This is a genomic window from Streptomyces sp. NPDC088747, assembly GCF_044751025.1.
Classification (GTDB): domain Bacteria; phylum Actinomycetota; class Actinomycetes; order Streptomycetales; family Streptomycetaceae; genus Streptomyces.
On the sequence record NZ_JBIVKZ010000014.1, the window covers coordinates 253,938 to 279,320 of the forward strand.

At 70.3% G+C, this 25,383-nt stretch carries 23 protein-coding genes; 12 read left to right on the forward strand and 11 right to left on the reverse strand.

The features are described 5' to 3' along the window. Positions 1-20: 20 nt before the first annotated feature. Positions 21-1,553: a S8 family peptidase gene (locus tag ACIP79_RS29835; RefSeq protein ID WP_401228084.1), complete on the reverse strand. Its 1,533-nt coding sequence runs from the start codon at positions 1,551-1,553 to the stop codon at positions 21-23. Between the two features lie 102 nt (positions 1,554-1,655). Further along, positions 1,656-3,182, reverse strand: a complete 1,527-nt coding sequence (locus ACIP79_RS29840) for a S8 family serine peptidase (RefSeq protein ID WP_401228086.1) — start codon at positions 3,180-3,182, stop codon at positions 1,656-1,658. A gap of 379 nt (positions 3,183-3,561) precedes the next feature. On the opposite strand from ACIP79_RS29840, the gene ACIP79_RS29845 reads away from it, so the two are divergent. The 3 genes from ACIP79_RS29845 (at position 3,562) to moaA (ending at position 6,679) form a co-directional block, all read left to right on the forward strand. Next, the gene (locus ACIP79_RS29845) at positions 3,562-3,918 is read left to right on the forward strand and encodes a DUF485 domain-containing protein (RefSeq protein WP_401228088.1); all 357 of its coding nucleotides are present in this window, start codon (positions 3,562-3,564) and stop codon (positions 3,916-3,918) included. Next, on the forward strand, positions 3,915-5,534 hold the full coding sequence (locus ACIP79_RS29850) for a cation acetate symporter (RefSeq protein ID WP_387183537.1): 1,620 nt from the start codon (positions 3,915-3,917) through the stop codon (positions 5,532-5,534). Before ACIP79_RS29845 ends, ACIP79_RS29850 begins: the two co-directional genes overlap by 4 nt. Positions 5,535-5,689: 155 nt before the next feature. Then, a complete protein-coding gene (gene moaA / locus ACIP79_RS29855) occupies positions 5,690-6,679 on the forward strand; it encodes a GTP 3',8-cyclase MoaA (protein WP_401228089.1) in 990 nt (329 codons plus the stop codon). Between the two features lie 47 nt (positions 6,680-6,726). On the opposite strand, the gene ACIP79_RS29860 is transcribed toward moaA, so the two are convergent. Together ACIP79_RS29860 and ACIP79_RS29865 are read right to left on the reverse strand one after the other, a co-directional pair. Continuing rightward, positions 6,727-6,993 (reverse strand): hypothetical protein, encoded by a 267-nt coding sequence (locus ACIP79_RS29860; protein WP_401228090.1) that lies wholly within the window; start codon positions 6,991-6,993, stop codon positions 6,727-6,729. Positions 6,994-7,260: 267 nt separating this feature from the next. After that, positions 7,261-7,647 (reverse strand): DUF3099 domain-containing protein, encoded by a 387-nt coding sequence (locus tag ACIP79_RS29865; protein WP_401228150.1) that lies wholly within the window; start codon positions 7,645-7,647, stop codon positions 7,261-7,263. 246 nt (positions 7,648-7,893) lie between these two features. Between ACIP79_RS29865 and ACIP79_RS29870 the strand changes: the two genes are divergently transcribed. Then, positions 7,894-8,169 carry a GlsB/YeaQ/YmgE family stress response membrane protein gene (locus ACIP79_RS29870; RefSeq protein WP_383685248.1) on the forward strand — a complete coding sequence of 92 codons (276 nt, stop codon included), beginning with the start codon at positions 7,894-7,896 and terminating at the stop codon, positions 8,167-8,169. Between the two features lie 66 nt (positions 8,170-8,235). Here ACIP79_RS29870 and tyrS read toward each other — a convergent pair whose 3' ends face one another. The 3 genes from tyrS to ACIP79_RS29885 form a co-directional block, all read right to left on the reverse strand. Further along, complete coding sequence (gene tyrS / locus ACIP79_RS29875) at positions 8,236-9,504, reverse strand: tyrosine--tRNA ligase (RefSeq protein ID WP_401228092.1); 1,269 nt, start codon at positions 9,502-9,504, stop codon at positions 8,236-8,238. 75 nt (positions 9,505-9,579) lie between these two features. Next, positions 9,580-10,980 (reverse strand): metallopeptidase TldD-related protein, encoded by a 1,401-nt coding sequence (locus ACIP79_RS29880; protein ID WP_401228094.1) that lies wholly within the window; start codon positions 10,978-10,980, stop codon positions 9,580-9,582. After that, positions 10,977-12,500 (reverse strand): TldD/PmbA family protein, encoded by a 1,524-nt coding sequence (locus ACIP79_RS29885; RefSeq protein WP_401228096.1) that lies wholly within the window; start codon positions 12,498-12,500, stop codon positions 10,977-10,979. The genes ACIP79_RS29880 and ACIP79_RS29885 overlap by 4 nt, the downstream gene beginning before the upstream one ends. 291 nt (positions 12,501-12,791) lie before the next feature. Between ACIP79_RS29885 and fabG the strand changes: the two genes are divergently transcribed. From fabG to ACIP79_RS29900, 3 genes are all read left to right on the forward strand, one after another. After that, complete coding sequence (fabG, locus tag ACIP79_RS29890) at positions 12,792-13,511, forward strand: 3-oxoacyl-[acyl-carrier-protein] reductase (RefSeq protein ID WP_383687743.1); 720 nt, start codon at positions 12,792-12,794, stop codon at positions 13,509-13,511. A gap of 5 nt (positions 13,512-13,516) precedes the next feature. Continuing rightward, a complete protein-coding gene (gene fabI / locus ACIP79_RS29895) occupies positions 13,517-14,284 on the forward strand; it encodes an enoyl-ACP reductase FabI (protein ID WP_401228099.1) in 768 nt (255 codons plus the stop codon). Between the two features lie 157 nt (positions 14,285-14,441). Then, positions 14,442-14,792, forward strand: a complete 351-nt coding sequence (locus ACIP79_RS29900; protein WP_387183528.1) for a hypothetical protein — start codon at positions 14,442-14,444, stop codon at positions 14,790-14,792. Between the two features lie 49 nt (positions 14,793-14,841). Here the strand turns inward: ACIP79_RS29900 and ACIP79_RS29905 are convergent, their stop codons facing one another. Next, positions 14,842-15,522, reverse strand: coding sequence for a FadR/GntR family transcriptional regulator (locus ACIP79_RS29905; protein ID WP_401228101.1), 681 nt, complete (start codon positions 15,520-15,522; stop codon positions 14,842-14,844). Positions 15,523-15,609: 87 nt separating this feature from the next. Here ACIP79_RS29905 and ACIP79_RS29910 point away from each other — a divergent pair, with 87 nt between their 5' ends. The 4 genes from ACIP79_RS29910 (at position 15,610) to ACIP79_RS29925 (ending at position 18,272) form a co-directional block, all read left to right on the forward strand. Beyond that, positions 15,610-17,031 carry a CynX/NimT family MFS transporter gene (locus ACIP79_RS29910; protein ID WP_401228103.1) on the forward strand — a complete coding sequence of 474 codons (1,422 nt, stop codon included), beginning with the start codon at positions 15,610-15,612 and terminating at the stop codon, positions 17,029-17,031. Between the two features lie 72 nt (positions 17,032-17,103). Then, positions 17,104-17,220: an SGM_5486 family transporter-associated protein gene (locus tag ACIP79_RS29915; RefSeq protein ID WP_365444689.1), complete on the forward strand. Its 117-nt coding sequence runs from the start codon at positions 17,104-17,106 to the stop codon at positions 17,218-17,220. 205 nt (positions 17,221-17,425) lie between these two features. Beyond that, complete coding sequence (locus tag ACIP79_RS29920; RefSeq protein WP_387183522.1) at positions 17,426-17,638, forward strand: hypothetical protein; 213 nt, start codon at positions 17,426-17,428, stop codon at positions 17,636-17,638. A 115-nt stretch (positions 17,639-17,753) separates the two neighbouring features. Then, entirely contained in the window at positions 17,754-18,272 is a 519-nt protein-coding gene (locus ACIP79_RS29925) for a SixA phosphatase family protein (RefSeq protein ID WP_387183519.1), read from the forward strand. A 154-nt stretch (positions 18,273-18,426) separates the two neighbouring features. Here the strand turns inward: ACIP79_RS29925 and serB are convergent, their stop codons facing one another. Next, a complete protein-coding gene (gene serB, locus ACIP79_RS29930; RefSeq protein WP_401228106.1) occupies positions 18,427-19,638 on the reverse strand; it encodes a phosphoserine phosphatase SerB in 1,212 nt (403 codons plus the stop codon). Positions 19,639-19,813: 175 nt separating this feature from the next. Then, a complete protein-coding gene (locus ACIP79_RS29935; RefSeq protein ID WP_401228107.1) occupies positions 19,814-21,790 on the reverse strand; it encodes a streptophobe family protein in 1,977 nt (658 codons plus the stop codon). Between the two features lie 240 nt (positions 21,791-22,030). On the opposite strand from ACIP79_RS29935, the gene ACIP79_RS29940 reads away from it, so the two are divergent. Beyond that, positions 22,031-24,520, forward strand: a complete 2,490-nt coding sequence (locus ACIP79_RS29940; protein ID WP_401228108.1) for an FHA domain-containing protein — start codon at positions 22,031-22,033, stop codon at positions 24,518-24,520. Positions 24,521-24,598: 78 nt separating this feature from the next. Here the strand turns inward: ACIP79_RS29940 and ACIP79_RS29945 are convergent, their stop codons facing one another. Further along, a complete protein-coding gene (locus ACIP79_RS29945; RefSeq protein WP_401228110.1) occupies positions 24,599-25,369 on the reverse strand; it encodes a transglycosylase SLT domain-containing protein in 771 nt (256 codons plus the stop codon). Positions 25,370-25,383: the final 14 nt, after the last annotated feature.

A 25,383-nucleotide genomic window follows, 5' to 3' on the forward strand; every position in this document is an offset into this window, starting at 1 on the left:
GGATCAGCCGGTCCCGGTGCCTACTTGGTCACCGCGTCCAGCGCGTCCGCGATGCCCCAGCCGTAGAAGCCGTTGCGGTTCTTCGAGCCCTCGCACACCGCGTCGACCTTGCCGTCGCCGTCGATGTCGTACGGGTCGGTGCACGGCGTGGCGTCGGCCTCCGCGTACAGCAGCGCCTTCACCAGGGCCGGGGAGGCGTGCGGGTGGGTCGACTTGATGAGGGCGGCGACACCGGCGACGTGCGGGGACGCCATCGACGTACCGGCCATGTAGCCCCAGCCGCCGCCGGGCAGCGGGCCCAGGATCAGGCCGCTGGTGGCGGGCGGTGCGGGCGTCTGGAAGCGCGTCGAGTCGCCACCGGGCGCGGCGATGTCGACGACGCCCAGGCCGTGGTTGGAGAAGGACGACTTGATGCCCTTCGCGCCGGTCGACGCGACCGTGACGACACCGGGCAACTGAGTGGGAATGTCGTAGCACTTGGACGGGTCGATCACCCGGTCCGAGGGCGTCGCGTCGTTGGGGGAGACCGGGTCGGTGATCGAGTCGGCCGCCAGGTCGTAGTTCTCGTTGCCCGCCGCGGCGACGTTGACGGCGCCCTTCCTCTCGGCGTACTGCGAGGCGCGCGTGATGGCGTCGACGAGGGCCTTCTGGTCCGGGTCGTTCTTGCAGTTGAAGTACCAGGGGTCGGTGTAATAGCTGTTGTTGGTGACGTCCACGCCGTGCTCGGCGGCCCACACGAAGCCGCAGACGACGGCCTCGGTGTAGAAGTAGCCGGCCGTGGTGGACACCTTGATGCCGGCGACCTTCACCCCGGGGGCGACGCCGGTGACGCCGACGCCGTTCTTGGCGGCGGCGATCTCGCCGGCCACGTGCGTGCCGTGCGGGCTCTCGGCCGCGCTCGGACGCCACGCGCCGTCCGCCGTGTCCGGCGCGCCCGTCACGCAGTTGACCGACGCGGCGCGGTCGAAGTTCGGCGCGATGTCGGGGTGGGTGTCATCGACACCGGTGTCGATGACGGCGACCGTCACCTTGCTGCTGCCGAGCGACTTCTCGTGCGCCTTGTCCGCCTTGATGGCGGGCAGGTCCCACTGCAGGGGCTCCAACGGGTCCTGGCCGGCCGCCGCCTGAGTCTCCGTCACCTCTGATATCTCTTCGGCGGTGAGCGCCCGCGGGGTGCCCACGTCGGTGGTCGACTGCGCGGGCAGCGGCGCGTTGCGCGTGTTGCCCGCCGACTGCACCCCGCGTACGCCACGGATCGTCTTGGCGAAGTCGGCGTTCGAGGAGTGGACGACGATCACGCCGATCTGCTTGTACGTCGCCACGATCGTGCCGCCCGCCGCGCTGATGGCCCTCGTCACCGTGGCCGAAGGCGCGTGCCCGGGGCGGACGTTGACGACGTAGCTGAGCGCGGTCGCGTCGGCGGCGGCCTGCCGGGGTGCCTGCGGCACGGCCGCCGAGGCGCTGACGCTCGGCAGGAAGGCGAGTGCGGTCACCGTGGCCATCCCCAGCGGGATGGCAATGGCGCGGCGGGAGCGCGTGAGAGGCGCTGTCATGGGTGTCTCCAGTTCGTTCGCGGTACCAGTTGGTGCGAGCCGTGCGGAAGCTCGGTGGGCGGTCGGTCAAGGGCGGTCGCCGGCAGGGATACCGACGGCGCGTTACTTGACCGCCCGCAGTGCGTTGACGATCCCGGCCCCGTAGAAGCCGTTCAGTTGCTTGCCACCCACGCAGGTGGCGTCGACGACACCGTCGCCGTTCCAGTCGTAGGGGCCGGCCGGGCAACCCGGGTTCGTCGCCTGGGCCTTGAGGAGCGCCCGGAGCTGGGCCGGTGACGCCCAGGGGTACTTGGACTTCAGCAGGGCGGCCACACCCGCGGCGTGCGGCGACGCCATCGAGGTGCCCTGGAGGAAGGCGTACTGGTTGTTCGGCATCGTGGAGAGGATGCGGCCGTTCTGCGACGGCGTGTCCGGGATCTGGTAGCGGTCACCGCCCGGCGCCGCGACGTCGACGACGCCGTAACCGTAGCTGGAGTAGTACGACTTGGCGCTGTTGACGCCGGTCGCGCTCACCGTCACGACGCCCGGCAGCTGGGTCGGGATGTCGAAGCACTCGTGCGGGTCGATCGTGCGGGTCACCGGCGTGGAGTCGTCGGGGCTCGACTCGTCGACGAGGGCGTCCGCGTCGAGGTCGTCGGCCGAGTTGCCCGCCGCGGCCACGTTGAGGGTGCCCTTCTTCTGGGCGTACAGCTGGGCCCGGTTCACCGCGTCGACGATCGCCCGCTGGTCGGGGTCGTCGAGGCAGTTGTAGAGCCACGGGTCCACGTAGTAGCTGTTGTTGGTGATCTCGACGCCGTGGTCGGCGGCGAACACGAACGCGCAGACGACGCTCTCCGGGAAGAAGAGCTGTCCGGCGTCCGGCTCGGCGACCGTGATGCCCGCGACCTTCACACCGGGCGCGACCCCCGCCACCCCGACGTCGTTGCGGGCGGCGGCGATCTCACCGGCGACGTGCGTGCCGTGGTAGTGGTCGGCGTCCACCGGACGCCAGGCGCCGTACGTCGTGTCCGGCTTGCCGCCCACACAGTTCGCGGACTGCGAGGCGGAGAAGTTCGGGGCGAGATCCGGGTGGGTGTCGTCGACGCCGGTGTCGATCACGGCGACCGTCACGTTCCTGCTGCCCGGGTTGATCTTCGCGGCCTTGTCGGCGCCGATCGCCCGCAGGTCCCACTGGTCGGCCTCCAGGGGCTCCGTGCCCGCCGCGGCACTCCGCGACAGCTCGGCGGCGTCCGTGGCCGAGAGCAGTTGCGCCCCGCCCTCCTGGGTGGTTCCGGCGGCGGTGAGCGGCGCCGTCCGCGTGGCGCCCGCGGACTGGACCCCACGCGCCGCGCGGATCTGCTCGCCGAAGGCCGGGTTCGCCGAATGGACGACGATCACACCGATCTTCTCGTACGCGATGACGACGGTGCCGCCGGCCCTGGCGATGGCCTTCTTCACCGACTCGACCGTGCGGTGGTCGGCCTTGGTGTTGACGACATAGGGCAGAACCGGACCGTCCGCACTCGTCGCCGCGGTGAGCGTGCGAGGGGCGGCCGACGCGGCCCCCGGCAGGAAACCGAGCGAAGCGGTGAGCGACAGCACGACCGGCACCGCGAGCGCGAGCCGGCGTCTGGAACGCAGATGAGCCATGGGATCTCCACATCATCCGAGAAACGTGCTGCCCGAACACAGGTTGGTGCTCGGGCAGGTACATGACGGAGTGGTGCAGGCTGAAGCTATCTCCCGCCCGACCTGGCCAGCAATGACTTCCGGGGATGACTTCCGAAAGAAGTGCGGCGAGTTGAACCTGCCCATGCGTGGCGCCGTGACGTTGAACAGGGAGCCCGAGCACGATCGAGCCCCCTGCTGGATCACGCCCGTGGGCACCCGACAGAGCCGTCGGGACCACGTGATCCACGTATTCGTGAGGTCAGAAACAGCCATGTCCGTGCCCAGCCCGTCCCCGTCCGCGAGCCCCGGCTCGCCCCCGTCCACCGTCGCAACCGCACCCGCAACGCGAGGAGACTTCGTGGCCACCGACACACCACCCCCCTCGAAGACAGATCCCCAGCTCCCCTCGACCGAGAAGTTCGTCGAGATGCAGGAGAGTGCGGAGTTCGGTGAACTGCGCCGTTCCTACCGCTCCTTCGCCTTCCCGCTGACCGTCGGCTTCATCACCTGGTACCTGCTGTACGTCCTGCTCTCGAACTACGCGGGCGGCTTCATGGGCACCAAGCTGTTCGGCAACATCAACGTGGCCCTGGTCTTCGGCCTCGCCCAGTTCCTCACCACGTTCCTCATCGCCTGGTGGTACGCGCGCTACTCCGCCGCGAACCTCGACCCCAAGGGCGAAGCCATCAAGTCCCGGATGGAGGGCGGCGAATGAGCCCCCAGTTCGTACTCGCGGCCGGCGAGGCCAGCGAGCACCGGCCGCTGATCGTCTCCCTGTTCGCGGTCTTCGTGGTGGCGACCCTCGTCATCACCGTCTGGGCGGGCCGCCAGACCAAGGACGCGGCCGACTTCTACGCGGGCGGGCGCCAGTTCAGCGCCTTCCAGAACGGGCTCGCCGTCTCCGGCGACTACATGTCCGCCGCGTCCTTCCTCGGCATCGCCGGCGCCATCGCCCTCTTCGGGTACGACGGCTTCCTCTACTCCATCGGCTTCCTGGTCGCCTGGCTGGTGGCGCTGCTCCTGGTCGCCGAACCGCTGCGGAACTCCGGCAAGTACACGATGGGCGACGTCCTCGCGTACCGCATGCGCCAGCGCCCGGTCCGTACCGCCGCGGGCACCTCCACCATCGTCGTGTCGATCTTCTACCTGCTGGCCCAGATGGCGGGCGCGGGCGTCCTGGTCTCGCTGCTCCTCGGCATCACCAGCGACGCGGGCAAGGTCGCCATCGTCGCGCTCGTCGGCCTCCTGATGATCGTGTACGTGACGATCGGCGGGATGAAGGGCACCACCTGGGTCCAGATGGTCAAGGCCGTCCTGCTCATCGGCGGCACCCTGCTCATCACCTTCCTGGTGCTGCTCAAGTTCAACTTCAACATCTCCGACCTGCTCGGCTCGGCCGCCAGCAACAGCGGCAAGGGCTCGGCCTTCCTGGAACCGGGCCTCAAATACGGCCTGACGACCACCTCGAAGATCGACTTCATCTCGCTGGGCATCGCGCTGGTACTGGGCACCGCGGGCCTGCCGCACATCCTGATCCGCTTCTACACGGTCCCGAACGCCAAGGCCGCGCGGAAGTCCGTGAACTGGGCGATCGGCATCATCGGCGGCTTCTACCTGATGACCATCGCGCTCGGCTTCGGAGCGGCGGCGCTCATCTCGCAGGACGAGATCATCGCCTCGAACAAGGCGGGCAACACGGCGGCACCGCTGCTCGCCCTCCATCTGGGCGGCGTCGACTCCGCCTGGGGCGCGATCCTGCTCGCCACCATCTCGGCGGTCGCCTTCGCCACGATCCTCGCGGTCGTCGCGGGCCTCACCCTGGCCTCGTCCTCCTCGTTCGCGCACGACATCTACGCGAACGTCATCAAGAAGGGCACGGCCACCGAGAAGGAAGAGGTCAGGGCCGCCCGGTACGCCACGGTCGCCATCGGTGTCGTCTCCATCGGCCTCGGCGCCCTCGCCCGTGACCTGAACGTCGCCGGCCTGGTCGCGCTCGCCTTCGCGGTCGCCGCCTCCGCCAACCTGCCGACGATCCTCTACAGCCTCTTCTGGAAGCGGTTCACGACGCAGGGCGCGCTCTGGTCGATCTACGGCGGTCTCACCACGGCGGTCGGCCTGGTGCTGTTCTCGCCCGTCGTCTCGGGCAAGGCCACCTCGATGTTCCCGGACGTCGACTTCCACTGGTTCCCGCTGGAGAACCCCGGCATCATCTCGATCCCGGTCGGCTTCCTGCTGGGCTGGCTCGGCACGATCCTCTCCAAGGAGGAGCCGGACACCGGCAAGTACGCCGAGCTGGAGGTCCGGTCCCTCACCGGCACCGGAGCCCACTGAGCCCCTCCCGCCGAGTACGGCGCGGCCGCGTTGTAGATCCCTACGACGCGGCCGCGCCGTGTCTCGTGTGATCGGACCCGGGCCCACTGTCGGACCCGTCACGTAGGCTCGTCGGTGTCGGAGAATTCTGATCGGAAACGAGGGAGGGGGCCCACGTGCTCATCGACACGTACGGCCGGGTGGCCACCGACCTGAGAGTCTCACTGACCGACAGGTGCAATCTGCGCTGCACCTACTGCATGCCCGAAGAGGGCCTCCAGTGGCTGGCGAAGCCCGACCTCCTCACGGACGACGAGATCGTCCGCCTGATCGGCATAGCCGTGACGGACCTCGGCATCACCGAGGTCCGCTTCACCGGCGGCGAACCCCTGCTGCGCCCCGGCCTCGTCGGCATCGTCGAGCGGGTCGCCGCCCTGGAGCCGCGCCCACAGATGTCCCTCACCACCAACGGCATCGGCCTCAAGCGCACCGCCGCCGCGCTGAAGGCGGCGGGCCTGGACCGGGTGAACGTCTCGCTGGACACCCTGCGCCCCGACGTCTTCAAGACCCTCACCCGCCGGGACCGCCACAAGGACGTCATCGACGGTCTCGAAGCCGCCCAGGAGGCCGGCCTGACCCCGGTCAAGATCAACTCGGTCCTGATGCCGGGTCTGAACGAGACCGAGGCCCCGGACCTGCTGGCCTGGGCCGTCGAGCACGACTACGAACTGCGGTTCATCGAGCAGATGCCCCTGGACGCCCAGCACGGCTGGAAGCGCGAGGGCATGGTCACCGCCGGTGACATCCTCACCTCGCTGCGCACCCGCTTCGAGCTCACCGAGGAGGGGGCCGCCGAGCGCGGCTCCGCGCCCGCCGAGCGCTGGCTCGTCGACGGCGGCCCGCACCGCGTCGGTGTGATCGCCTCGGTCACCCGCCCGTTCTGCTCCGCCTGCGACCGCACCCGCCTCACGGCCGACGGCCAGGTCCGCACCTGCCTGTTCGCGTCCGAGGAGACCGACCTGCGCGCGGCCCTGCGCTCGGACGCCGGTGACGAGGAGATCGCCCGCATCTGGCGGGTCGCGATGTGGGGCAAGAAGGCGGGCTCCGGCCTGGACGACCCGTCGTTCCTCCAGCCCGAGCGGCCGATGTCGGCGATCGGCGGCTGACCGGGTCCGTACCGGCCGTCGGCGACTGCCTGCCCGGCGGCGGACCCCTACGGCCGGTGGGCTTCCCCGGACTCCTCGGACTCGCCGGACTCCCACTCGGCCAGGGGCACCACGTCCTTCAGGAACCCGCGCACACCGAGGAACTTGGAGAGGTGCTCACGGTGCTCCTCGCAGGCGAGCCAGGTCTTGCGGCGCTCCGGAGTGTGCAGCTTGGGGTTGTTCCACGCGAGCACCCACTCCGCGTCGGCGCGGCAGGCCTTGGCCGAGCACTGGGGAGTGGAGGGGGCGGCATCGGGGAAGAGCGGGAACGTCACGCCCCCACCCTAATCCGCTCCGGAAACGCCTCCGGAAAGTGCCCCGAAAAGGCGACGCCGAGCAGCCACGGGGGGAGCTGCCCGGCGTCGGTCCGTCGCTCCGACGGGGGATGCGGAGCGCGTACGAAGTATGTCACGGGGGACCCGGTGCCTGGCACCTGAACAACATGATTGATCTGAGCTTTTCTTGAGCTTGGCGCACGTTTGGATTCCGCTTCCGGGGGACCCCCGGTGGCCGGCTCCAGGGCCGTGCGGGCGGCGCCGAAGTCAGCCCGGCTCATACGGTTCGGCCCGCGACCGCACCCCGGAGTCGCCCGTGACGTTCTCCGCCACGGGCTCCGCGAAGCCCTCCTGACGCGGCGGCGCGAGCATCGGACGGGTGGGTGCGGCGACGAACGTCGAGGGCATCGACGGCACGTTCTCACGGCCCGCGTTGGCGATGACCACGGAGACGTACGGGAGCAGCAGGCCCAGTACCAGGGCGACGATGGCGACATGGCGCTCGACGTTCCAGAGGCTGGCGCCGAGGACCACGGAGACCGTGCGGAAGGACATCCAGATCACATAGCGGCGCTGTCTGCCGCGTACGTCCTCGTCGAGTCCTTGCCTGGCCCCGGTGATCCGGTAGACCTGACCTTTGCTCTGCTTCCGCAGCACCTTCCACCACCCGCCCGTGTCGGACTCTCCCCGGCCCGTACCCAGTGCCGGACCCGGTCAGGGAGGCAGGCCCGAACGGCGTCCACGTTACGCCGTGGCTGCGTCGTCTTCGAGACCGGGGCCTGTCCCGGCGGGCCGAACCTGATGCGTCGTACCGCGTATGGCTCCGCCCGACATGCGCCGTACGGCGAACGGTCCGACACTGAGCGTAATGCTTGCGTAGAGCCGTACTAGGAGGCAGCCATGGGCTGGTTGTGGGCGATCATCGTCGGGTTCGTGCTGGGTCTGCTGGCAAAGGCCATCCTGCCGGGCAAACAGCACAGCCCACTCTGGCTGACCACCGTCTTCGGCATCATCGGAGCCATCGTCGGCAACGCGATCGCACGGGCCATCGGGATCGACGAGACGAGCGGCATCGACTGGGGCCGGCACGCCCTTCAGCTGGTGGCGGCCCTCGTCATCGTCTTCCTGGGCGACATGGCCTACATGGCGGTGCGAGGCAACAAACAGCGGGCCTGAGCGTCCGTGCGTACGGCGATGGGGCGGGCCTTCCACAGGCCCGCCCCATCGCCGTATTCGCAGGCTTCAGCCTCCCGTGACCTCCACGGCCGCCAGGTTCTTCTTGCCCCGGCGCAGGACCAGCCAGCGCCCGTGCAGCAGGTCCTCCTTGGCGGGGACCGCGTCCTCGGCGGGGACCTTCGTGTTGTTCACGTACGCGCCGCCCTCCTTGACCGTGCGGCGCGCGGCCGACTTGCTGGCCACCAGGCCGACCTCCGCGAAGAGGTCCACCACGGGTCCCGCCTCGGCGACCTGGATGTGCGGCACCTCGGAGAGGGCCGCGGTCAGCGTCCTCTCGTCCAGCTCGGCCAGCTCGCCCTGCCCGAAGAGGGCCCTTGACGCGGCGATCACGGCGGTCGTCTGGTCGGCGCCGTGCACCAGCGTCGTCAGCTCCTCCGCGAGCGCGCGCTGCGCCGCACGGGCCTGCGGGCGCTCCTCGGTCTGCTTCTCCAGCTCTTCCAGCTCCGCGCGGGACTTGAAGGACAGGATGCGCATGTACGTCGAGATGTCCCGGTCGTCCACGTTCAGCCAGAACTGATAGAACGCGTACGGCGTCGTCATCTCCGGGTCGAGCCAGACGGCGCCGCCCTCGGTCTTGCCGAACTTGGTGCCGTCCGCCTTGACCATCAGCGGCGTCGCCAGACAGTGCGCCTCGGCCTCGGGCTCCAGGCGGTGGATCAGGTCGAGCCCCGCCGTGAGATTGCCCCACTGGTCGCTGCCGCCCTGCTGCAACGTGCAGCCGTACCGTCGGTACAGCTCCAGGAAGTCCATGCCCTGGAGCAGTTGGTAGCTGAACTCCGTGTAGCTGATGCCCTCCTGGGACTCCAGGCGCCGGGCGACCGAGTCCTTGGTGAGCATCTTGTTGACGCGGAAGTGCTTGCCGATGTCCCGCAGGAACTCGATGGCGGACAGGCCCGCCGTCCAGTCCAGGTTGTTCACCATCACCGCGGCGTTCTCGCCCTCGAAGGACAGGAACGGCTCGATCTGCGCGCGCAGCCGGCTCACCCAGTTGGCGACGGTCTCCGGGTCGTTCAGCGTGCGCTCCGCCGTCGGCCGGGGATCGCCGATCTGACCGGTCGCACCGCCCACCAGGGCGAGCGGCCGGTGCCCCGCGAGCTGAAGCCGGCGGATGGTGAGCACCTGCACCAGGTGACCCACGTGCAGTGAGGCCGCCGTCGGGTCGAAGCCGCAATAGAAGGTGACGGGACCGTCCGCGAGCGCCTTGCGCAAAGCGTCCTCGTCGGTGGACAGGGCGAACAGCCCCCGCCACTTCAGCTCGTCGACGATGTCCGTCACGGTTCTCTTGTCTCCTCGGAGGTCGTGCACGAGCGGCTCGCGAAGGGAGTGACGAGCCGCGAATCTGGTACGAGGTTATACGCCCTGACTGACAGAGCTCATATTGAAGTCCGGCACCCGCAGGGCGGGCATCGCGGCCCTGGTGAACCAGTCGCTCCACTCCCTGGGCAGCGTCTTCTCCGTGCGCCCGGCTTCCGTCGCCCGCCCCAGGAGGCCCACCGGCGACTCGTTGAACCGGAAGTTGTTGACCTCGCCGACCACCTCGCCGTTCTCCACGAGGTAGACGCCGTCCCGGGTCAGCCCGGTCAGCAGCAGGGTCGCCGGGTCGACCTCGCGGATGTACCAGAGGCAGGTCAGCAGCAGGCCGCGCCCGGTGGCGGCGACCATCTCGTCCAGCGAGCGGTCCTCGCCGCCGTCCAGGATCAGGTTGCTGATCGACGGCGCCACCGGGAGTCCCGTCACGCCGGCGCTGTGCCGGGTGCTGGTCAGGTGCTTCAGCTCGCCCTCGCCGACCCAGTCGGTCGCCTTGAGGGGCAGCCCGTTGTCGAACACGGACGCGTCGTCGCCCGAGGAGTGCGTGAGGACGAACGGCGCGGTCTCCAGCCCCGGCTCGTTCGGGTCGCTGCGCAGGGTCAGCGGCAGCTCCGTGAGCCTGTCGCCGACACGGGTCCCGCCACCGGGCTTGCTGAACACCGTCCGGCCCTCGGCCGCGTCCCGGGCCGACGCCGACCACAGCTGGTAGATCATCAGGTCCGCGACGGCGGTCGGCGGCAGCAGCGTCTCGTACCGCCCGGCGGGCAGCTCGATACGCCGCTGAGCCCATCCCAGCCGTACGGCCAGTTCGGCGTCCAGCGCCGCCGGGTCGACGTCCTTGAAGTCCCGCGTCGCCCGCCCGGCCCACGCCGAACGCGTACGGTCCGGTGACTTGGCGTTGAGCTCCAGCGTGCCCTTGGGCTGGTCGTGGCGCAGCCGCAGCCCCGTCGACGTACCGAGGTAGCTGGACACGAGCTCGTGGTAGGCGAACCCGTACAGCTCGCGGTCGCCCCCGCGCGCGCGGGCGAACGACTCGCCGAGCGCCGGCGCGAAGTCGGCGAACACGGCGGACGAGGTCTCGGCGGGCCCGTCCGTGAAGTCGGGGGACTCCGGCACCCCGGAGACCAGGGGCTGGGCGTCCTCGGCGGGACCCGCGCTCCGCGCCGCTGCCTCCGCGGCGCGCACCAGGGGCTCCAGCTCGTCGGCCATCACGGCGGAACGCGAGACGACCCCCGAGGCCGTACCCTCGCGGCCGTCGACGGTGGCGATGACGGTGAGCGTGCGCCCGCGCGTGACGCCGTTGGTGGTCAGCGCGTTGCCCGCCCAGCGCAGGTTCGCGGTCGACTCCTCGTCGGCGATCACCACGCAGCCGTCGGCACGGGAGAGTTCGAGGGCGCGCTCGACGACCTCGTGCGGCTTGTTCGTACGAGACGTCGTGCTCATCGACCGGCCTCCTGCGTGGTGTTGAGAATGTTGACGCCCTTGAAGAGGGCCGACGGGCAGCCGTGCGAGACCGCCGCGACCTGGCCCGGCTGGGCCTTGCCGCAGTTGAAGGCGCCACCCAGTACGTACGTCTGCGGTCCGCCGACGGCCGCCATCGATCCCCAGAAGTCCGTGGTCGTCGCCTGGTACGCGACGTCGCGCAGCTGGCCCGTGATCCGGCCGTTCTCGATCCTGAAGAACCGCTGCCCGGTGAACTGGAAGTTGTAGCGCTGCATGTCGATGCTCCAGGACCGGTCGCCGACCACGTAGATGCCCCGGTCGACGCTTCCGATCAGGTCCTCGGTGGAGAGGCCCGCGGGATCCGGCTGGAGCGACACGTTCGCCATGCGCTGCACCGGCACATGGCCGGGGGAGTCGGCGTACGCGCACCCGTTGGACCGCTCGAACCCGGTGAGCCTCGCGATCCGCCGGTCCAGCTGGTACCCGACCAGGGTGCCGTCCTTCACCAAATCCCAGGACTGTCCGGCGACGCCCTCGTCGTCGTAGCCGACGGTCGCGAGGCCGTGCTCGGCGGTGCGGTCGCCGGTGACGTTCATCAGCTCGGAGCCGTACCTCAGCTTGCCGAGCTGGTCGAAGGTGGCGAAGGAGGTCCCGGCGTACGCGGCCTCGTAGCCCAGCGCCCGGTCCAGCTCGGTCGCGTGACCGATCGACTCGTGGATGGTCAGCCAGAGGTTCGACGGGTCGACGACCAGGTCGTACAGGCCCGCCTCGACGCTCGGGGCGCGCATCTTCTCGGCGAGCAGCTCCGGGATCCGGGCGAGTTCGGAGTCCCAGTCCCAGCCGGTGCCCGTCAGATACTCCCAGCCGCGGCCGACCGGCGGCGCGATGGTCCGCATCGAGTCGAACTCGCCGCTGGACTCGTCGACGGCGACCGCGTTCAGCTGCGGGTGCAGCCGGACGCGCTGCTGCGTCGTCACGGTGCCGGCGGTGTCGGCGTAGAACTTGTTCTCGTGCACGGTCAGCAGCGAGGCGTCGACATGGCTGACACCGTCGGCCGCCAGCAGCCGCGCGCTCCACTCCGCCAGCAGCCCGGCCTTCTCCTCGGCCGGTACGGAGAAGGGGTCGATCTCGTACGCGGAGACCCACGTCCGCTCGGCGTGCACCGGCTCGTCCGCCAGCTCGACCCGCTCGGCGGATCCGGCCGCCTTGATCACCTGGGCCGACAGCTTCGCCATCGCGACGGCCTGCGACGCGACCTTCGCGGCCGCGTCCATCGTCAGATCCACCCCCGACGCGAACCCCCAGGTGCCGCCGTGCACCACCCGCACCGCGTACCCGAGGTCCGTGGTGTCCGAGGAACCGGCGGGCTTGGCGTCCCGCAGCCGCCAGGCCGCGCTGCGCACCCGCTCGAACCGGAAGTCGGCGTGGTCGGCGCCGAGAGCACGGGCCCGCGCGAGCGCGGCGTCGGCCAGGGCGCGCAGCGGTAGGGCCGTGAAGGCTTCGTCGATGGAATGAGGCACGGAGGTCTCCCTGCTGTCGTGGCCTGTCGGTCCGATCATGTCGCGCGGGCGGGGCCGAAGGCCACGCCTTTCCGTTGACCTGCGACACCTTTCGTGCCGTCGGCCCGGCTTCCGCCCCGCCGACCACGGGATTTCGGCCCGGCCGGCCACGGCTTTCTGTAGAGACCCGACAGGTCGCGGAGTGAGCCACTGTCGGTGCCCGATTCTCCGCAAGCCGGGCGGGACCGATAGGTTTTCGAGTAAGGCGCCTGTCCCGCAGGGGCTTCGGACCGTTATCGAAAGGGTGATCCGTTGAGCCGCTCGGTTCTCGTCACCGGAGGCAACCGGGGCATCGGCCTCGCCATCGCCCGCGCGTTCGCCGAGGCCGGCGACAAGGTCGCGATCACATACCGTTCCGGGGAGCCGCCGGCCGCCCTCGTCGAGCTGGGCTGCCTCGCGGTGAAGTGCGACATCACCGACACCGAGCAGGTGGAGCAGGCCTACAAGGAGATCGAGGCCGAGCACGGTCCGGTGGAGGTGCTCATCGCCAACGCGGGCATCACCAAGGACCAGCTCCTGATGCGCATGTCCGAGGAGGACTTCACGTCCGTCCTCGACACCAACCTCACGGGCACCTTCCGCGTGGTGAAGCGGGCCAACCGCGCCATGCTGCGCGCCAAGAAGGGCCGTGTCGTGCTGCTCTCCTCGGTCGTGGGCCTGCTCGGCTCCGCGGGCCAGGCGAACTACGCCGCCTCCAAGGCCGGCCTGGTCGGGTTCGCTCGCTCGCTCGCCCGTGAACTCGGCTCGCGCAACATCACCTTCAACGTCGTCGCGCCCGGTTTCGTCGACACGGACATGACCAAGGCGCTCACCGACGAGCAGCGCGAGGGCATCGTGAAGCAGGTGCCGCTCGGCCGCTACGCGCGACCGGAGGAGATCGCCGCGACGGTGCGGTTCCTCGCCTCGGACGACGCCTCGTACATCACTGGAGCCGTCATTCCCGTCGACGGCGGATTGGGCATGGGTCACTGATCACCATGAGTGGAATTCTCGAGGGCAAGCGCGTCCTGATCTCCGGTGTGCTGATGGAGTCCTCCATCGCCTTCCACACCGCCAGGCTGGCCCAGGAGCAGGGCGCGGAGATCATCCTGACCGCGTTCCCGCGGCCCACGCTGACCGAGCGCATCGCGAAGAAGCTTCCCAAGCCCACCAAGGTCATCGAGCTCGACGTCAGCAACGACGAGCACCTGGCCCGCCTGGCCGACCTGGTCGGCGAGGAGCTGGGTGGCCTCGACGGCGTCGTGCACTCCATCGGCTTCGCCCCGCAGGACGCCCTCGGCGGCAACTTCCTCAACACCCCGTTCGAGTCGGTCGCCACGGCCATGCACGTCTCCGCCTTCTCCCTGAAGTCGCTGACCATGGCCTGCCTGCCGCTGATGCAGAACGGCGGCTCGGTGGTCGGCCTCACCTTCGACGCGCAGTACGCCTGGCCGCAGTACGACTGGATGGGCCCCGCCAAGGCCGCCCTGGAGGCCACCAGCCGCTACATGGCGCGCGACCTGGGCAAGCAGAACATCCGCTGCAACCTCATCTCCGCGGGACCCATCGGCTCCATGGCCGCCAAGTCCATCCCCGGCTTCGGCGAGCTCGCCGCCGTCTGGGACACCCGCGCGCCCCTGGAGTGGGACCTCAAGGACCCGGAGCCGGCCGGCCGCGGTGTCGTCGCCCTGCTGAGCGACTGGTTCCCGAAGACCACCGGCGAGATCATCCACGTGGACGGCGGTCTGCACGCGATCGGTGCGTGACCTCGCGCGGCGCTACGTCGACGACGCCCCGTCTCCCGCAGCGCGCGGGGAGCGGGGCGTCACCCGTTAGGCCCTGTCGGCCGGGCGGACCGGGCACTTGGCCGCGCACCCTGGAGTACACGGTTCCCTCCCCAGCATGGTCGAGGAGGTCTCCTTTGTGCGCCTGTCACACCGTTTCGCCCCGGTGCCTGCCGCCCTGGCACTTCTGGTCGCGATGCCCTGGGACGCGGCCTCCCATTCCGCGGGAACGACCCTCCACGCGCGCGTGGACGACGTCAGGCCCTTCGGTGCCGCCTGCCGCACCGCCGTCGACGGTTCGCGGGTGACCGTCCACTGCCACAACCCGTATCCGGAGACCGACCGGGTCAGCCTGCACGTCGAGTGCGAGCGCTGGTGGGACATCGACAGCGACGGAGTCCCGGTCGGCGCGGGCCCCGCCGAGACCGTACGGCTGACGGGCCGCTGCTGGAAGGAAGTGCGCTCGGTCTGGGTAAGTCACCAGAAGTGACGCACGGCGCGCGCCGTACGCGCGGCGCCACCGGTGATACCCGGCCCGCTCACGAGGCGGGCCGCCCCGGACGGCACAGGAACGGATAGCCCGCGGCCTCCGAGGCCGCCGCCTCCGCGTCGCCGACGCGGATCGCGTCCACCAGCCGGGCGTGGTCCATGTACGTCTCCGGCGTCAGCTCCTCGCCGATGTCCTCGCGCAGCCAGTCGCGCAGCACCTCGCCCAGGTCCGCGTACATCGCCGTCATGACGTCGTTGTGGGACGCGGCCACCACCGCCAGGTGGAACGTCGCGTCGACGGCCACGAAGGCCTCCGCGTCACCCGACTCCCAGGCCTCCTCACGACGTACGAGCAGGCTGTCGAGCTGCTTGAGGTCGCGCTCGGTACGCCGCTCGGCGGCCAGCTTCGCCGCGCTGGACTCCAGGGTGGAGCGCAGCTCGGCGATGTGCCGGGGGTCGGCGTCCGCGAAGCGGCGGTGCATGACGCCGGCCAGCTCGCTGGTGGCCACCACGTAGGTTCCCGAGCCCTGCCGGATGTCGAGCAGGCCGTTGTGCGCGAGCGCGCGGACGGCCTCGCGGACCGTGTTACGGGCGACGCCCAGCTGCTCGACCAGTTCCGGTTCGGTCGGGATGCGGGAGCCCACCGCCCACTCGCCCGAGGTGATCTGGTTCCGCAGCTCGGCGATGACCTGCTCGGACAGTGCCGAACGGCGGGGGTGGCTCAGCGGCATGACGGTCCTTCGTGCGGGGCCGGAGGCTCCGGAGACTAACGCAAGGGACTACGCGGGGGATTGGACAGCCAATCATCCCATGATTCTATGATGGGTGACATGGTAAGCGAGGAGACCCGGGCGATGCCGTCCACACCCATACGCAGTTCCGCGGGCACGGGGACGGAGCCCGCGGACCGCACGCCGCCCACGCGCGCGTGGAGGACCCGACTGATGGTCGCCGGGATCGTCCTGGCCGCCCTCAACCTGCGCCCCGCGATAGCGAGCCTCGGCGCCCTGCTGGAAGAGGTCCGCGACGGGCTCGGCATGAGCGGCAGCGTCGCGGGGCTGCTCACCTCCGTGCCGGCCCTCTGCTTCGCGGCCTTCGGGGTCATGGCGCCGCGGCTCGCCCGCCGCTTCGGGCCCGGAGCCGTCGTCTGCGCCGGCATGGTCGCCATCGCGGCGGGCCTGGCGATCCGGCCGTACGCCGGTGGCACGCCCGGCTTCCTCGCCGCCACCGCGCTCGCGCTGATGGGCATCGCCGTCAGCAACGTGCTGATGCCGGTGATCGTCAAGCGCTGGTTCCCGGACCGGGTCGGCTCCATGACCGGCCTCTACTCGATGGCCCTCGCGCTCGGCACCTCGGCGGCCGCGGCGGTCACCGTGCCCATGACCGACGCCCTGGGCGGCAGTTGGCGGTCCGGGCTCACGGTGTGGGCGGGGCTGGCGGCAGTGGCCGTACTCCCGTGGATACCGCTCGCGTGGATACGGGGGACGGTGGCCGACGGCTCCCACTCCACGAAGGCCGCCACCGGCACCGGCAGGCACTCCACGAAGGCCGCCACCGGAGCCGACCACCTGGCGCCCGCCATCGGCGCCGAGTCCGTGACACCGACCACCGGCGCCGACGCGTCCCGGTCCGTGGCCGACGACCTCCGGATCACCCGTAGCCGTACCGCCTGGGCGCTCGCCGTGTTCTTCGGGCTCCAGGCCACCGCCGCGTACATCACCATGGGCTGGATGGCGCAGATCTTCCGCGACGCGGGAGTCTCCGCCGGCACCGCGGGCCTGCTTCTCGCCGTCACGATGGTGATGGGCGTGCCGCTGGCGTTCGTCATACCCCGCCTCGCCACCCGGCTGCCGCACCAGGGGCCGATCGTGGTCGCGCTCGGCGTCTGCGGTCTCGCCGGGTACGCGGGTCTCTACCTGGCCCCGGCGGGCGGTGCCTGGGCCTGGGCGGTGCTCCTCGGCATCTCCAACTGCGCCTTCCCGCTGGCCCTCACCATGGTCGGCATGCGGGCGAGGACCGGGGCCGGCGTGGCCAAGCTTTCGGCCTTCGCGCAGAGCGCCGGCTATCTGCTCTCCATACCAGGACCGCTCCTGGTGGGCGTGCTCTACCAGCACAGCGGCGGCTGGGGGCTGCCCCTCGCGCTCATGGCGGGGCTGATGATCCCGCAGATCGCGGTGGGCCTCGTAGCGGGCCGCGACCGCACCGTGGAGGACGAGGCCGAGCGCCGGACCCAGCGTTGAGCCCGCGCCCTCGGGACGGCGACCGGTGACCCCACCCGGGGGAGCGCGGGCGAGCAGTGGGAGACTGGGCCCATGCCAGTGCTCGATCCGAACCCCCAGAACGGCCAGAAGAAGATGCTTCTCGTCTTCGGCACGTTCCTCGCCATCACCGTGATCATCGGCATCATCGCGACGATCGCCTCACCCTGACCGGCGTGCTGCCACGGGGTCCCGCGGGACCCCTGGGGCACCCCGGCCGTCGATGGTGGTGCTAGCCCCACCATCCCCTAGGGGGTGAGTGTCAGGGTCAAGTGGGTGGATCACCGGATGGGTTGAGGGCCCCGTGTTCCGTAACTTCGAGTTGTGGCCGCGAGGACGCGGCCCACGGAGAACCTCGAAGACCCACGGAGGCGGCATGTCGGCCCCTACGCAAACCCGGCACCACCCGGCGACCAAGGGCCGCATCGACATCCACCTCCCCTGGTGGGCCCTCGCGCTGCCGGCCCTCGCCTTCGTCACCCTGCTGCTCCTGCTGCTCAATCCGGCGCACGCGCAGGCGGCGGGCAACCCCGCGCTCACCGACGTCTTCGAGCAGGTCCAGCGGACGGTCCTGCACCGGACACCGTGATCCCGGTGCCCCTGATCGCCTCTCTCCTCCCGCCCCAGGAGCCCCTGTCACCCCTGCCGGGGCCGCGACTCAACTCCCTGCGCCTCATGGCGTGTTTCATGCGAAGCTGGGACACATGAGCGTCGCAGAACCCCGCAGGATTGTCCTTTTCCGGCATGCGAAAGCCGACTGGCCACAGGTGTCCGACCACGAGAGGCCGCTCGCCGACCGGGGCCGCGCGGACGCAGCCGTCGCCGGACGCAAGCTGGCCGACACCGGCATCCCCTTCGACCTGGCCCTCTGCTCCACCGCGATCCGGACCCGCGAGACCTGGAAGCTCGCCGTCCACGAGCTGCCGCACCGACCGAAGACGGTCTACGAGGAGCGGCTCTACGACGCCTCACCGGGCGAGCTGATCACCGTACTCAACGAGACCCCCGACGACGCGCGGGACGTGGTCCTGATCGGCCACAACCCCGGAGTGCAGGGCCTCGCCGACATCCTGGCCGGACAGGCCGAGGGCGACGCCCGCACCCGGATGAGCGCCCGGGGCTTCCCCGCCGCCGCCTTCGCGGTGCTCACCTTCGACGGCTCCTGGAAAACCCTGGAGCCCGGAGTGGCCACACTGACCGAGTACTGGGCACCGACCGACTGACCGACCCTCTCATCGAGCACGGAGGGCCCGGCACCGTGAAGGTGCCGGGCCCTTTCTCGCGAGTGGTCCGGGCTCACAGGCCGCCCTCGCGCCCGGGATCGCCCGGTGGTCGCCCCGGGGATCGCTCAGTGGTCGCCCCGGCGCCGGGGATCGCTCAGTGGTCGTCCAGGTGCATGTCCGCCGCCTCGACCTCTTCGCGCGTGACACCCAGCAGATACAGGACGGTGTCCAGGAACGGGAAGTTCACCGCGGTGTGCGCGGCCTCGCGGACGACCGGCTTGGCGTTGAACGCGACGCCGAGACCGGCGGCGTTGAGCATGTCGAGGTCGTTGGCCCCGTCGCCGATCGCCACGGTCTGGGCGAGCGGCACACCAGCCTCGGCGGCGAACCGGCGCAGCAGGCGCGCCTTGCCCGCGCGGTCCACGATCTCGCCGGTGACCCTGCCGGTCAGCTTCCCGTCGGCGATCTCCAGGGTGTTGGCCTGCGCGAAGTCCAGCCCCAGCCGCTCCTTGAGGTCATCGGTGACCTGCGTGAACCCGCCCGAGACGACGCCCACTTGGAAGCCGAGCCGCTTCAGTGTGCGGATCAGCGTGCGCGCGCCCGGCGTCAGCCGGACCTCCTCGCGCACCTTGAGCACCACCGAGGCGTCCAGCCCCTTCAGCAGCGCCACGCGCGCGTGCAGCGACTGTTCGAAGTCCAGCTCGCCACGCATCGCGGCCGCCGTCACCTCGGCGACCTCCGCCTCGCAGCCGGCATGCGCGGCGAAGAGCTCGATCACCTCGTCCTGGATGAGCGTCGAGTCCACATCCATGACGACCAGCCGCTGGGCCCTGCGGTGCAGCCCGGCCGCCACCACCGCGATATCGACGCCGAGTCCGGCGGCCTCGGGTGCCAGAGCGGTGCGCAGCGTCGCGGTCTCCGTACCGGACACGGCGAACTCGACCGCGGTGACCGGGTACTTGGCGAGCCGGAAGATCCGGTCGATGTTGCCGCCGGTCTTCGTGATGCGGGCGGCGATCGAGGCCGTCGACTCCGCCGTCAGCGGGTGCCCGAGCACGGTGACGAGCGAACGGCCGAGCCCGCGCGGCCGGTTGTCACCGAGGCCGGAGATGATCTCCGCCTGCATCTTCATCGACTCCGCCCAGCTGTGGACGGTGGCCCGCAGGTCGCCCTCCAGCCCGCCGGGCGGCTCGGTCACGAGCGCGCACAGCACCATCCGGCCACGGGTGACGACCTGCTCGATGTCGACGACGTCGACGGAGTAGGCGGCGAGAGTGTCGAAGAGCCCGGCGGTGGTGCCCGGCCGGTCCTTGCCGAAGATCTTGACGAGAAGTGTGGGGACATCAGAGGTCTGCGATGCGCTCATGGTGGTATCCACCGTATCGGGCACCCTGTGGCTTCCGCCCCCGAGGTCCGCCCTGCGGACAGGAAACACTGGGTGTCCGATTCATGGCGCGGGCGTTTCCCGTCGGCGGCCGGCACGCCGTGCGACGAGTGCCCTCGACGCCGGTCGATCCGGGTCCGGGAGCCAGTCCCGGGAGTCAGTCCCGGCGCCGGGACCTCCCCGGTGGCGGCGGCCCCTCCTCGGGCGGTGGCGGCGGGGGAGGAGTACCCCCCGGCCGCCGCTTCGACGGCGCGGGCGGCGGCGTGTACGGCCCGATCACCGTCGGTGCGCCGTACACGTCGGGAGGAAGCCCCCGCTCGGGAGGCCGCCCCGGCTCGGAAGGCCGCCCTTGCTCGGGAGGCCGCCCCGGCTCGGAAGGCCGCCCCGGCTCGGAAGGCCGCCCTTGCTCGGGAGGCCGCCCCGGCTCGGAAGGCCGCCCTTGCTCGGGAGGCCGCCCCGGCTCGGAAGGCCGCCCTCGCTCAGGAGGCCGCCCTTGCTCGGGAGGGAACCCCCGCTCCGGAGGCTGTCCCCCCTCCTGAGGCCGGCCGCCCCCGGGCGCCCGTAGCTCGTCCGGCACCCGGAGATACGGATTGGTGTCGGGGTTCGGCGCTCGGTGCGGCGCATCCGGGCTGTACGGTCCCGACTGCCGGGGTAGTTCCGCGGACCCGTGGGCGGCGACCGGGGCCGTGACGGCACCCCGTGCCAGTGGCGCGGCCCGCCGCCCCGCCGCCCCGCTCGCGTACGCCAGCAGCGCCCCCGCCGCGCCCGCGCCCGCCCCCCACAACGCGCCGAGCAGCAGCGCCATGCCCAACTGCCCGTGCAGTTCGATTCCCGCGCCGAAGGCGTCGAAGCCGAGTACCGACAGCGAGGCGTCCACGGACACCTCCGTCAGCCACATCAGCAGCGGCAGTGCCAGCGCCGTCGCCACCCCGAGCCGAAGTGCGCAGCGCCCCGCCAACCCGAGGGCACTCTGCCCCCGTACATCTGTGGCAGTCGGCCCCCCGGCGACGGCGGCATCCCGGGCCCGTACCAATGGCGTACGGGAGGCGGCCAGTACACCCGCGAACAGCATCGTCATCGCGGCCGCGACCCCCAACAGCCAGACCCGGCCGTCCAGTTCGGCGAGACGGCCGAGCGTGACAGGCCGGCCGGAGTCGATGCTGAGCAGTTCGTCCACGGGGTCGGGGAGCAGTTTGGCGAGTTCGCCGGTGGCCTGCCCGTCCACGGGGACGAGGAGGCCGATCGGGACGCCGAGCCACACGCCGTTGGGCGTGCCGAGCAGGGCGGCGCCCGCGATCCGCTTGGGGTTGTCGTCGCCGACCGCCGCGTACGCCGCCGCCGCGAACCCCGCGAGGACCGCCACCAGTAACACCGTGACCAGCGCGGACACGGCCGGCCTGACCACCCGGTGCACGGCTTCCCAGCCGCGCGGCAGTGGCGTACGACGAGAGGCGAGCAGCGCGATCAGCAGGACCCCGGCGACCCAGGCCGCGCCGCCGAGCAGGGTCGGCACGGTGTCGACGGTGAAGCCCACGGCCGCCTCGGCGTCCACGAGATCGCCGACCTGGTCGGGCAGCAGCCCTCCGATGTCCCCGATGTCACCGAGTCCGCCGGGGAGTTGGCCGGTGATGTCGTCCAGTCCGCCGCCCCCCGGCACCTGGTCGAGGCCGAGCTTGCTCCCGTCGATGGTGATGATATCGTGCCCGGCCCAGGCGAGGCCGCCCAGCATCGCCACGAAGAGGACGACCACCGAGCCCGCGCGCGTGAGGAGCTCGGACGGCGCGATCACCACTCCCGCTCCGCGCAGGGAGCGCAGGAAGAACCAGGACAGCAGGAGCGCGCCCACGAGGCCCACACCCAGTGGCGTGATCTGTATGGCCGTGGTCGCCTCCGCCCCTTTCAGGCCGAAGGCGGACACATCGCCGGACGGCGTGACCGAACCACCCGCCCCGAGCGCCACAACAGCGGCGGTCATCGGCCCCAGGGAGCCGGCCGCGTCCGCGCCGAGCAGATGCAGGCCCAGCGCGGCGGTGCCGGCCATGCCGATCAACGCCCAGCTCACGGCCGCGACCGCGGAAAGCAGGACGTCTCCCCACGGCATCCCCCTGCCGTGTCCAGCGGTCTCGATGCTCATCAACAGCCCCCCGATCCGCGCCGCGGCGAACCACCGCGCATGTCCCCCTCGCGTGGGATTACCACTCTCCGGGCCGGTTTCAACCCCGTCAACGGAAACGGGCAACCCGCCCGTACTCACCCTTCACAAGGCCCGACTTTCGGTCAGGGGCCTCCAACTGAAATAGTTCCCCACGATGTTCGACATCCCTAGACTCCCTGTGATGGGGCAACTTCGGGGGACAACTCAGTGGGGCATGGAGTGCCGGAACTCGTACTGGAATTGAACGGACGGACCTGGACGCTCGACGCGGCCAGGCCATACACCCTCGGACGTGATCCGCAGGGAGACATCGTGCTCGACGACGCCAGGGTCTCCTGGCGGCACGGCACGATCAGCTGGGACGGTCGAAGCTGGGTCATCGAGGACCACGGCAGCACCAACGGCACGTTCGTGCAGGGGCAGCGGATCCATCAGATGGAGATCGGCCCCGGCTCGGCCGTGCACCTCGGCAACGCGACCGACGGACCGCGCCTGAAGCTGTCAGGTGCCGCGGCCTCCGTCGCGCAGCCGAAGCAGCAGCCGTTCGCGGCACAGGGTGCGAACCCCGGCTGGGCTCAGCAGCCGCAGCAGCAGGCGCCGGACCAGAGCTGGCAGCGGCCGCAGCAGGCCGCGAACATCCCACCGCAGCAGGGATCCGGCGGAGTCGCGGGGGCGCCGCCGGTCTACGGCGACCGCAGTCCGACCACGTTCCACCAGTTCTCGCTCGGGCGCGTGATGCGCATCGGCCGCGCCCTGGAGAACGAACTGGTCGTCTCGGACCTCCAGGTCTCGCGCAACCACGCCGAGTTCCACGCGACGCCCGACGGCCGCCACGAGATCCGCGACCTCGGCTCGCACAACGGCACCTATGTCAACGGTATGCCGATCGCCAAGGGCGGCTCGGCGCCGCTCGGTCCGAACGACATCGTGGGCGTCGGCCACTCGACGTTCCGCCTCGTCGGCGACCGCCTAGAGGAGTTCGTCGACACCGGTGAGATCTCCTTCTCCGCCCGCCACCTCACGGTGACGGTCGACGGCGGCAAGCAGATCCTCAAGGACGTCTCCTTCGGCGTACCCGAGAAGTCGCTCGTCGCGGTCATCGGCCCCTCGGGCTCCGGCAAGTCGACGCTCCTCAAGGCGCTCACGGGCTACCGCCCGGCCAACGAGGGCGACGTCCTCTACGACAACCGAAACCTGTACAAGCAGTTCGCCGAACTGCGCCAGCGCATCGGTCTGGTCCCGCAGGACGACATCCTGCACAAGGAACTGACCGTCAAGAAGGCCCTCAAGTACGCGGCCAAGCTCCGTTTCCCCGCGGACACCACGGGCAAGGAGCGCGACGCCCGGATAGACGAGGTACTGCGCGAGCTGAAGCTGGACATCCACAAGGAGAAGAAGGTCACCTCCCTCTCCGGTGGCCAGCGCAAGCGTGTCTCCGTCGCCCTGGAGCTGCTCACCAAGCCGTCGCTGATCTTCCTGGACGAGCCGACCTCCGGCCTCGACCCGGGCATGGACCGCGATGTCATGCAGCTGCTGCGCGGCCTCGCCGACGACGGCCGTACGGTCCTGGTCGTCACGCACTCGGTGGCCGAACTCGCCATATGCGACAAGCTGCTGGTGATGGCGCCGGGCGGCGCGGTGGCGTACTTCGGTCCCCCCGAGGAGGCGCTCAACTTCTTCGGCTACGAGACCTGGGCCGACGTCTTCTCCTCGTTCGAGAACTACCGCGACTACGACTGGGCGAACCGCTGGAAGGGCTCGCAGCACTACCAGATGTACGCCGCGGACATCGACGCCGTCGCCGCGCAGTCGGTGCACATGCCGCCGCCGCAGTCGATGCGGCCGCCGAAGCCGCAGGGCTGGCTCTCCCAGCTGACCACACTGATCAGACGTTACGTATCGGTGATCGCCTCGGACAAGGGCTTCCTGGCGCTGACGGTGATCCTGCCGCTGGTCCTCGGCTCGGTCAGCATCCTCATCGACCAGGGCGACAACCTGCTGCCCCGCTTCAACAAGTCCGGCGCGAACCAGGGCAACGCCACCGCCCAGACCGTCCTGCTGATCCTCGCCGTCGGCGCCTGCTTCGCCGGCGCCGCCAACTCCGTCCGCGAACTCATCAAGGAACGGGTGATCTACGAGCGGGAACGCGCGACGGGTCTGTCCCGTTCGGCGTACCTGATGTCCAAGGTCGTCGTGCTCGGCGTGGTCACGATCCTCCAGGGCGGGATGGTCGGAGCCATCGGCTTCGCCACCCGTGAGGTGCCGAAGGAGGGTCTGTTCCTCGGCAGCATGACGAAGCTGGAACTCACCATCCCGATCATGGCGCTCGGCTTCACCTCGATGATGTTCGGCCTGGTCATCTCCTCGCTGGTGAAGACGGCCGAGAAGACCATGCCGCTGCTGGTCATGTTCGCGATCATCCAGGTCGTGTTCACGGGCTGCCTGTTCGCCCTGAACGGCGCACTCGGCGTCAACCAGTTCTCGTACCTGATGCCCTCGCGCTGGGCGGTCGCGGCCTCGGGTGCCACGCTCGACTTCAACCTGCTCGCCCCGAACAAGGACGATCCGACCAAGACGGACCCGCTGTGGGAGCACAGCATGGGGACCTGGACTCTCGACATGGTCATGCTGATCGTGCTCGCCGTGGCCTGCGGCTTCCTGGTGGCGCGCTTCCTGCGCCGCCACGAGCCCGAGGTCATGCGCAAGTAGGTACGCGGACAGGACTGAAGGGCGGCACCCGCGGGGGTGCCGCCCTTCGGCGTACGTGTCAGAGCTCCGCGCCCGGCCTCAGTACGCGCTGTTGACGTTGTCGATCGAGCCGTACCTGTCGGCCGCGTAGTTGGCGGCGGCGGTGATGTTGGCGACCGGGTCGTACTGGCTCCAGGCCGTACCGGCGACGTGGTAGGCGTCGAAGGTCGGCTTGATGACCTGCAGCAGGCCGATCGAGGGGACGCCGTTCTGGGCGTTGATGTCCCAGCCGTTGATGGCGTTCGGGTTGCCCGTCGACTCCCGCATGATGTTGCGGTACAGACCGTTGTACGAACCCGGTATGCCCTTCTTCGCCATGATGTCGAGGGACTCGCGGATCCAGCCGTCGAGGTTGTTCGCGTAGGTCTTCGCGGCGACGGTCTCGATCTGGGGGCGCACGCTGGAGCGGCTCGCGGCCTTCTTCGCGCGGGCCTCCGAGGCCTTCTTCTTCGCGGCGGCCTCGGCGGCTGCCTTCTTCTTGGCCGCGGTGTCGGCGGCCTTCTTCTTGTCGGCCGCCTTCTTGGCGGCCGCGTCGGCGACTGCCTTCTTCTTCGCCGCGATGTCCTGGGTCTTCAGGTCGGCGCCGGCCAGCTGGTCGGTGACGCTCGCCTTCACGTCCTTGATCTGCTGGTCGCTGTAGGCGACCTTCGCCGAGGAGACGGAGGCGTCGCTCGTGGTGGTCCCGCCGTTGCCGGGCACCAGCGAGAACGCGAGGGCCGCGGCGCCGAGCGTCGCGACACCGGCGATCGAGAACTTGTGGACCTTGGTCAGCTTGGGACTATGGCCAGGAGTGGTGGTGTTCTTGGGCATCACTGATGGACCTC

What these genes read in the sequence shown, in the direction of transcription:
- ACIP79_RS29905 (WP_401228101.1), bottom strand. Translation starts at nt 15,522, where the DNA reads ATGCCGCTGAGCCACCCCCGCCGTTCGGCACTGTCCGAGCAGGTCATC.
- ACIP79_RS29925 (WP_387183519.1), top strand. Translation starts at nt 17,754, where the DNA reads ATGAGCGTCGCAGAACCCCGCAGGATTGTCCTTTTCCGGCATGCGAAA.
- ACIP79_RS29835 (WP_401228084.1), bottom strand. Translation starts at nt 1,553, where the DNA reads ATGACAGCGCCTCTCACGCGCTCCCGCCGCGCCATTGCCATCCCGCTG.
- ACIP79_RS29870 (WP_383685248.1), top strand. Translation starts at nt 7,894, where the DNA reads ATGGGCTGGTTGTGGGCGATCATCGTCGGGTTCGTGCTGGGTCTGCTG.
- ACIP79_RS29915 (WP_365444689.1), top strand. Translation starts at nt 17,104, where the DNA reads ATGCCAGTGCTCGATCCGAACCCCCAGAACGGCCAGAAGAAGATGCTT.
- ACIP79_RS29880 (WP_401228094.1), bottom strand. Translation starts at nt 10,980, where the DNA reads ATGAGCACGACGTCTCGTACGAACAAGCCGCACGAGGTCGTCGAGCGC.
- ACIP79_RS29920 (WP_387183522.1), top strand. Translation starts at nt 17,426, where the DNA reads ATGTCGGCCCCTACGCAAACCCGGCACCACCCGGCGACCAAGGGCCGC.
- ACIP79_RS29840 (WP_401228086.1), bottom strand. Translation starts at nt 3,182, where the DNA reads ATGGCTCATCTGCGTTCCAGACGCCGGCTCGCGCTCGCGGTGCCGGTC.
- serB (WP_401228106.1), bottom strand. Translation starts at nt 19,638, where the DNA reads ATGAGCGCATCGCAGACCTCTGATGTCCCCACACTTCTCGTCAAGATC.
- ACIP79_RS29910 (WP_401228103.1), top strand. Translation starts at nt 15,610, where the DNA reads ATGATGGGTGACATGGTAAGCGAGGAGACCCGGGCGATGCCGTCCACA.
- ACIP79_RS29935 (WP_401228107.1), bottom strand. Translation starts at nt 21,790, where the DNA reads ATGAGCATCGAGACCGCTGGACACGGCAGGGGGATGCCGTGGGGAGAC.
- ACIP79_RS29945 (WP_401228110.1), bottom strand. Translation starts at nt 25,369, where the DNA reads ATGCCCAAGAACACCACCACTCCTGGCCATAGTCCCAAGCTGACCAAG.
- fabI (WP_401228099.1), top strand. Translation starts at nt 13,517, where the DNA reads ATGAGTGGAATTCTCGAGGGCAAGCGCGTCCTGATCTCCGGTGTGCTG.
- ACIP79_RS29850 (WP_387183537.1), top strand. Translation starts at nt 3,915, where the DNA reads ATGAGCCCCCAGTTCGTACTCGCGGCCGGCGAGGCCAGCGAGCACCGG.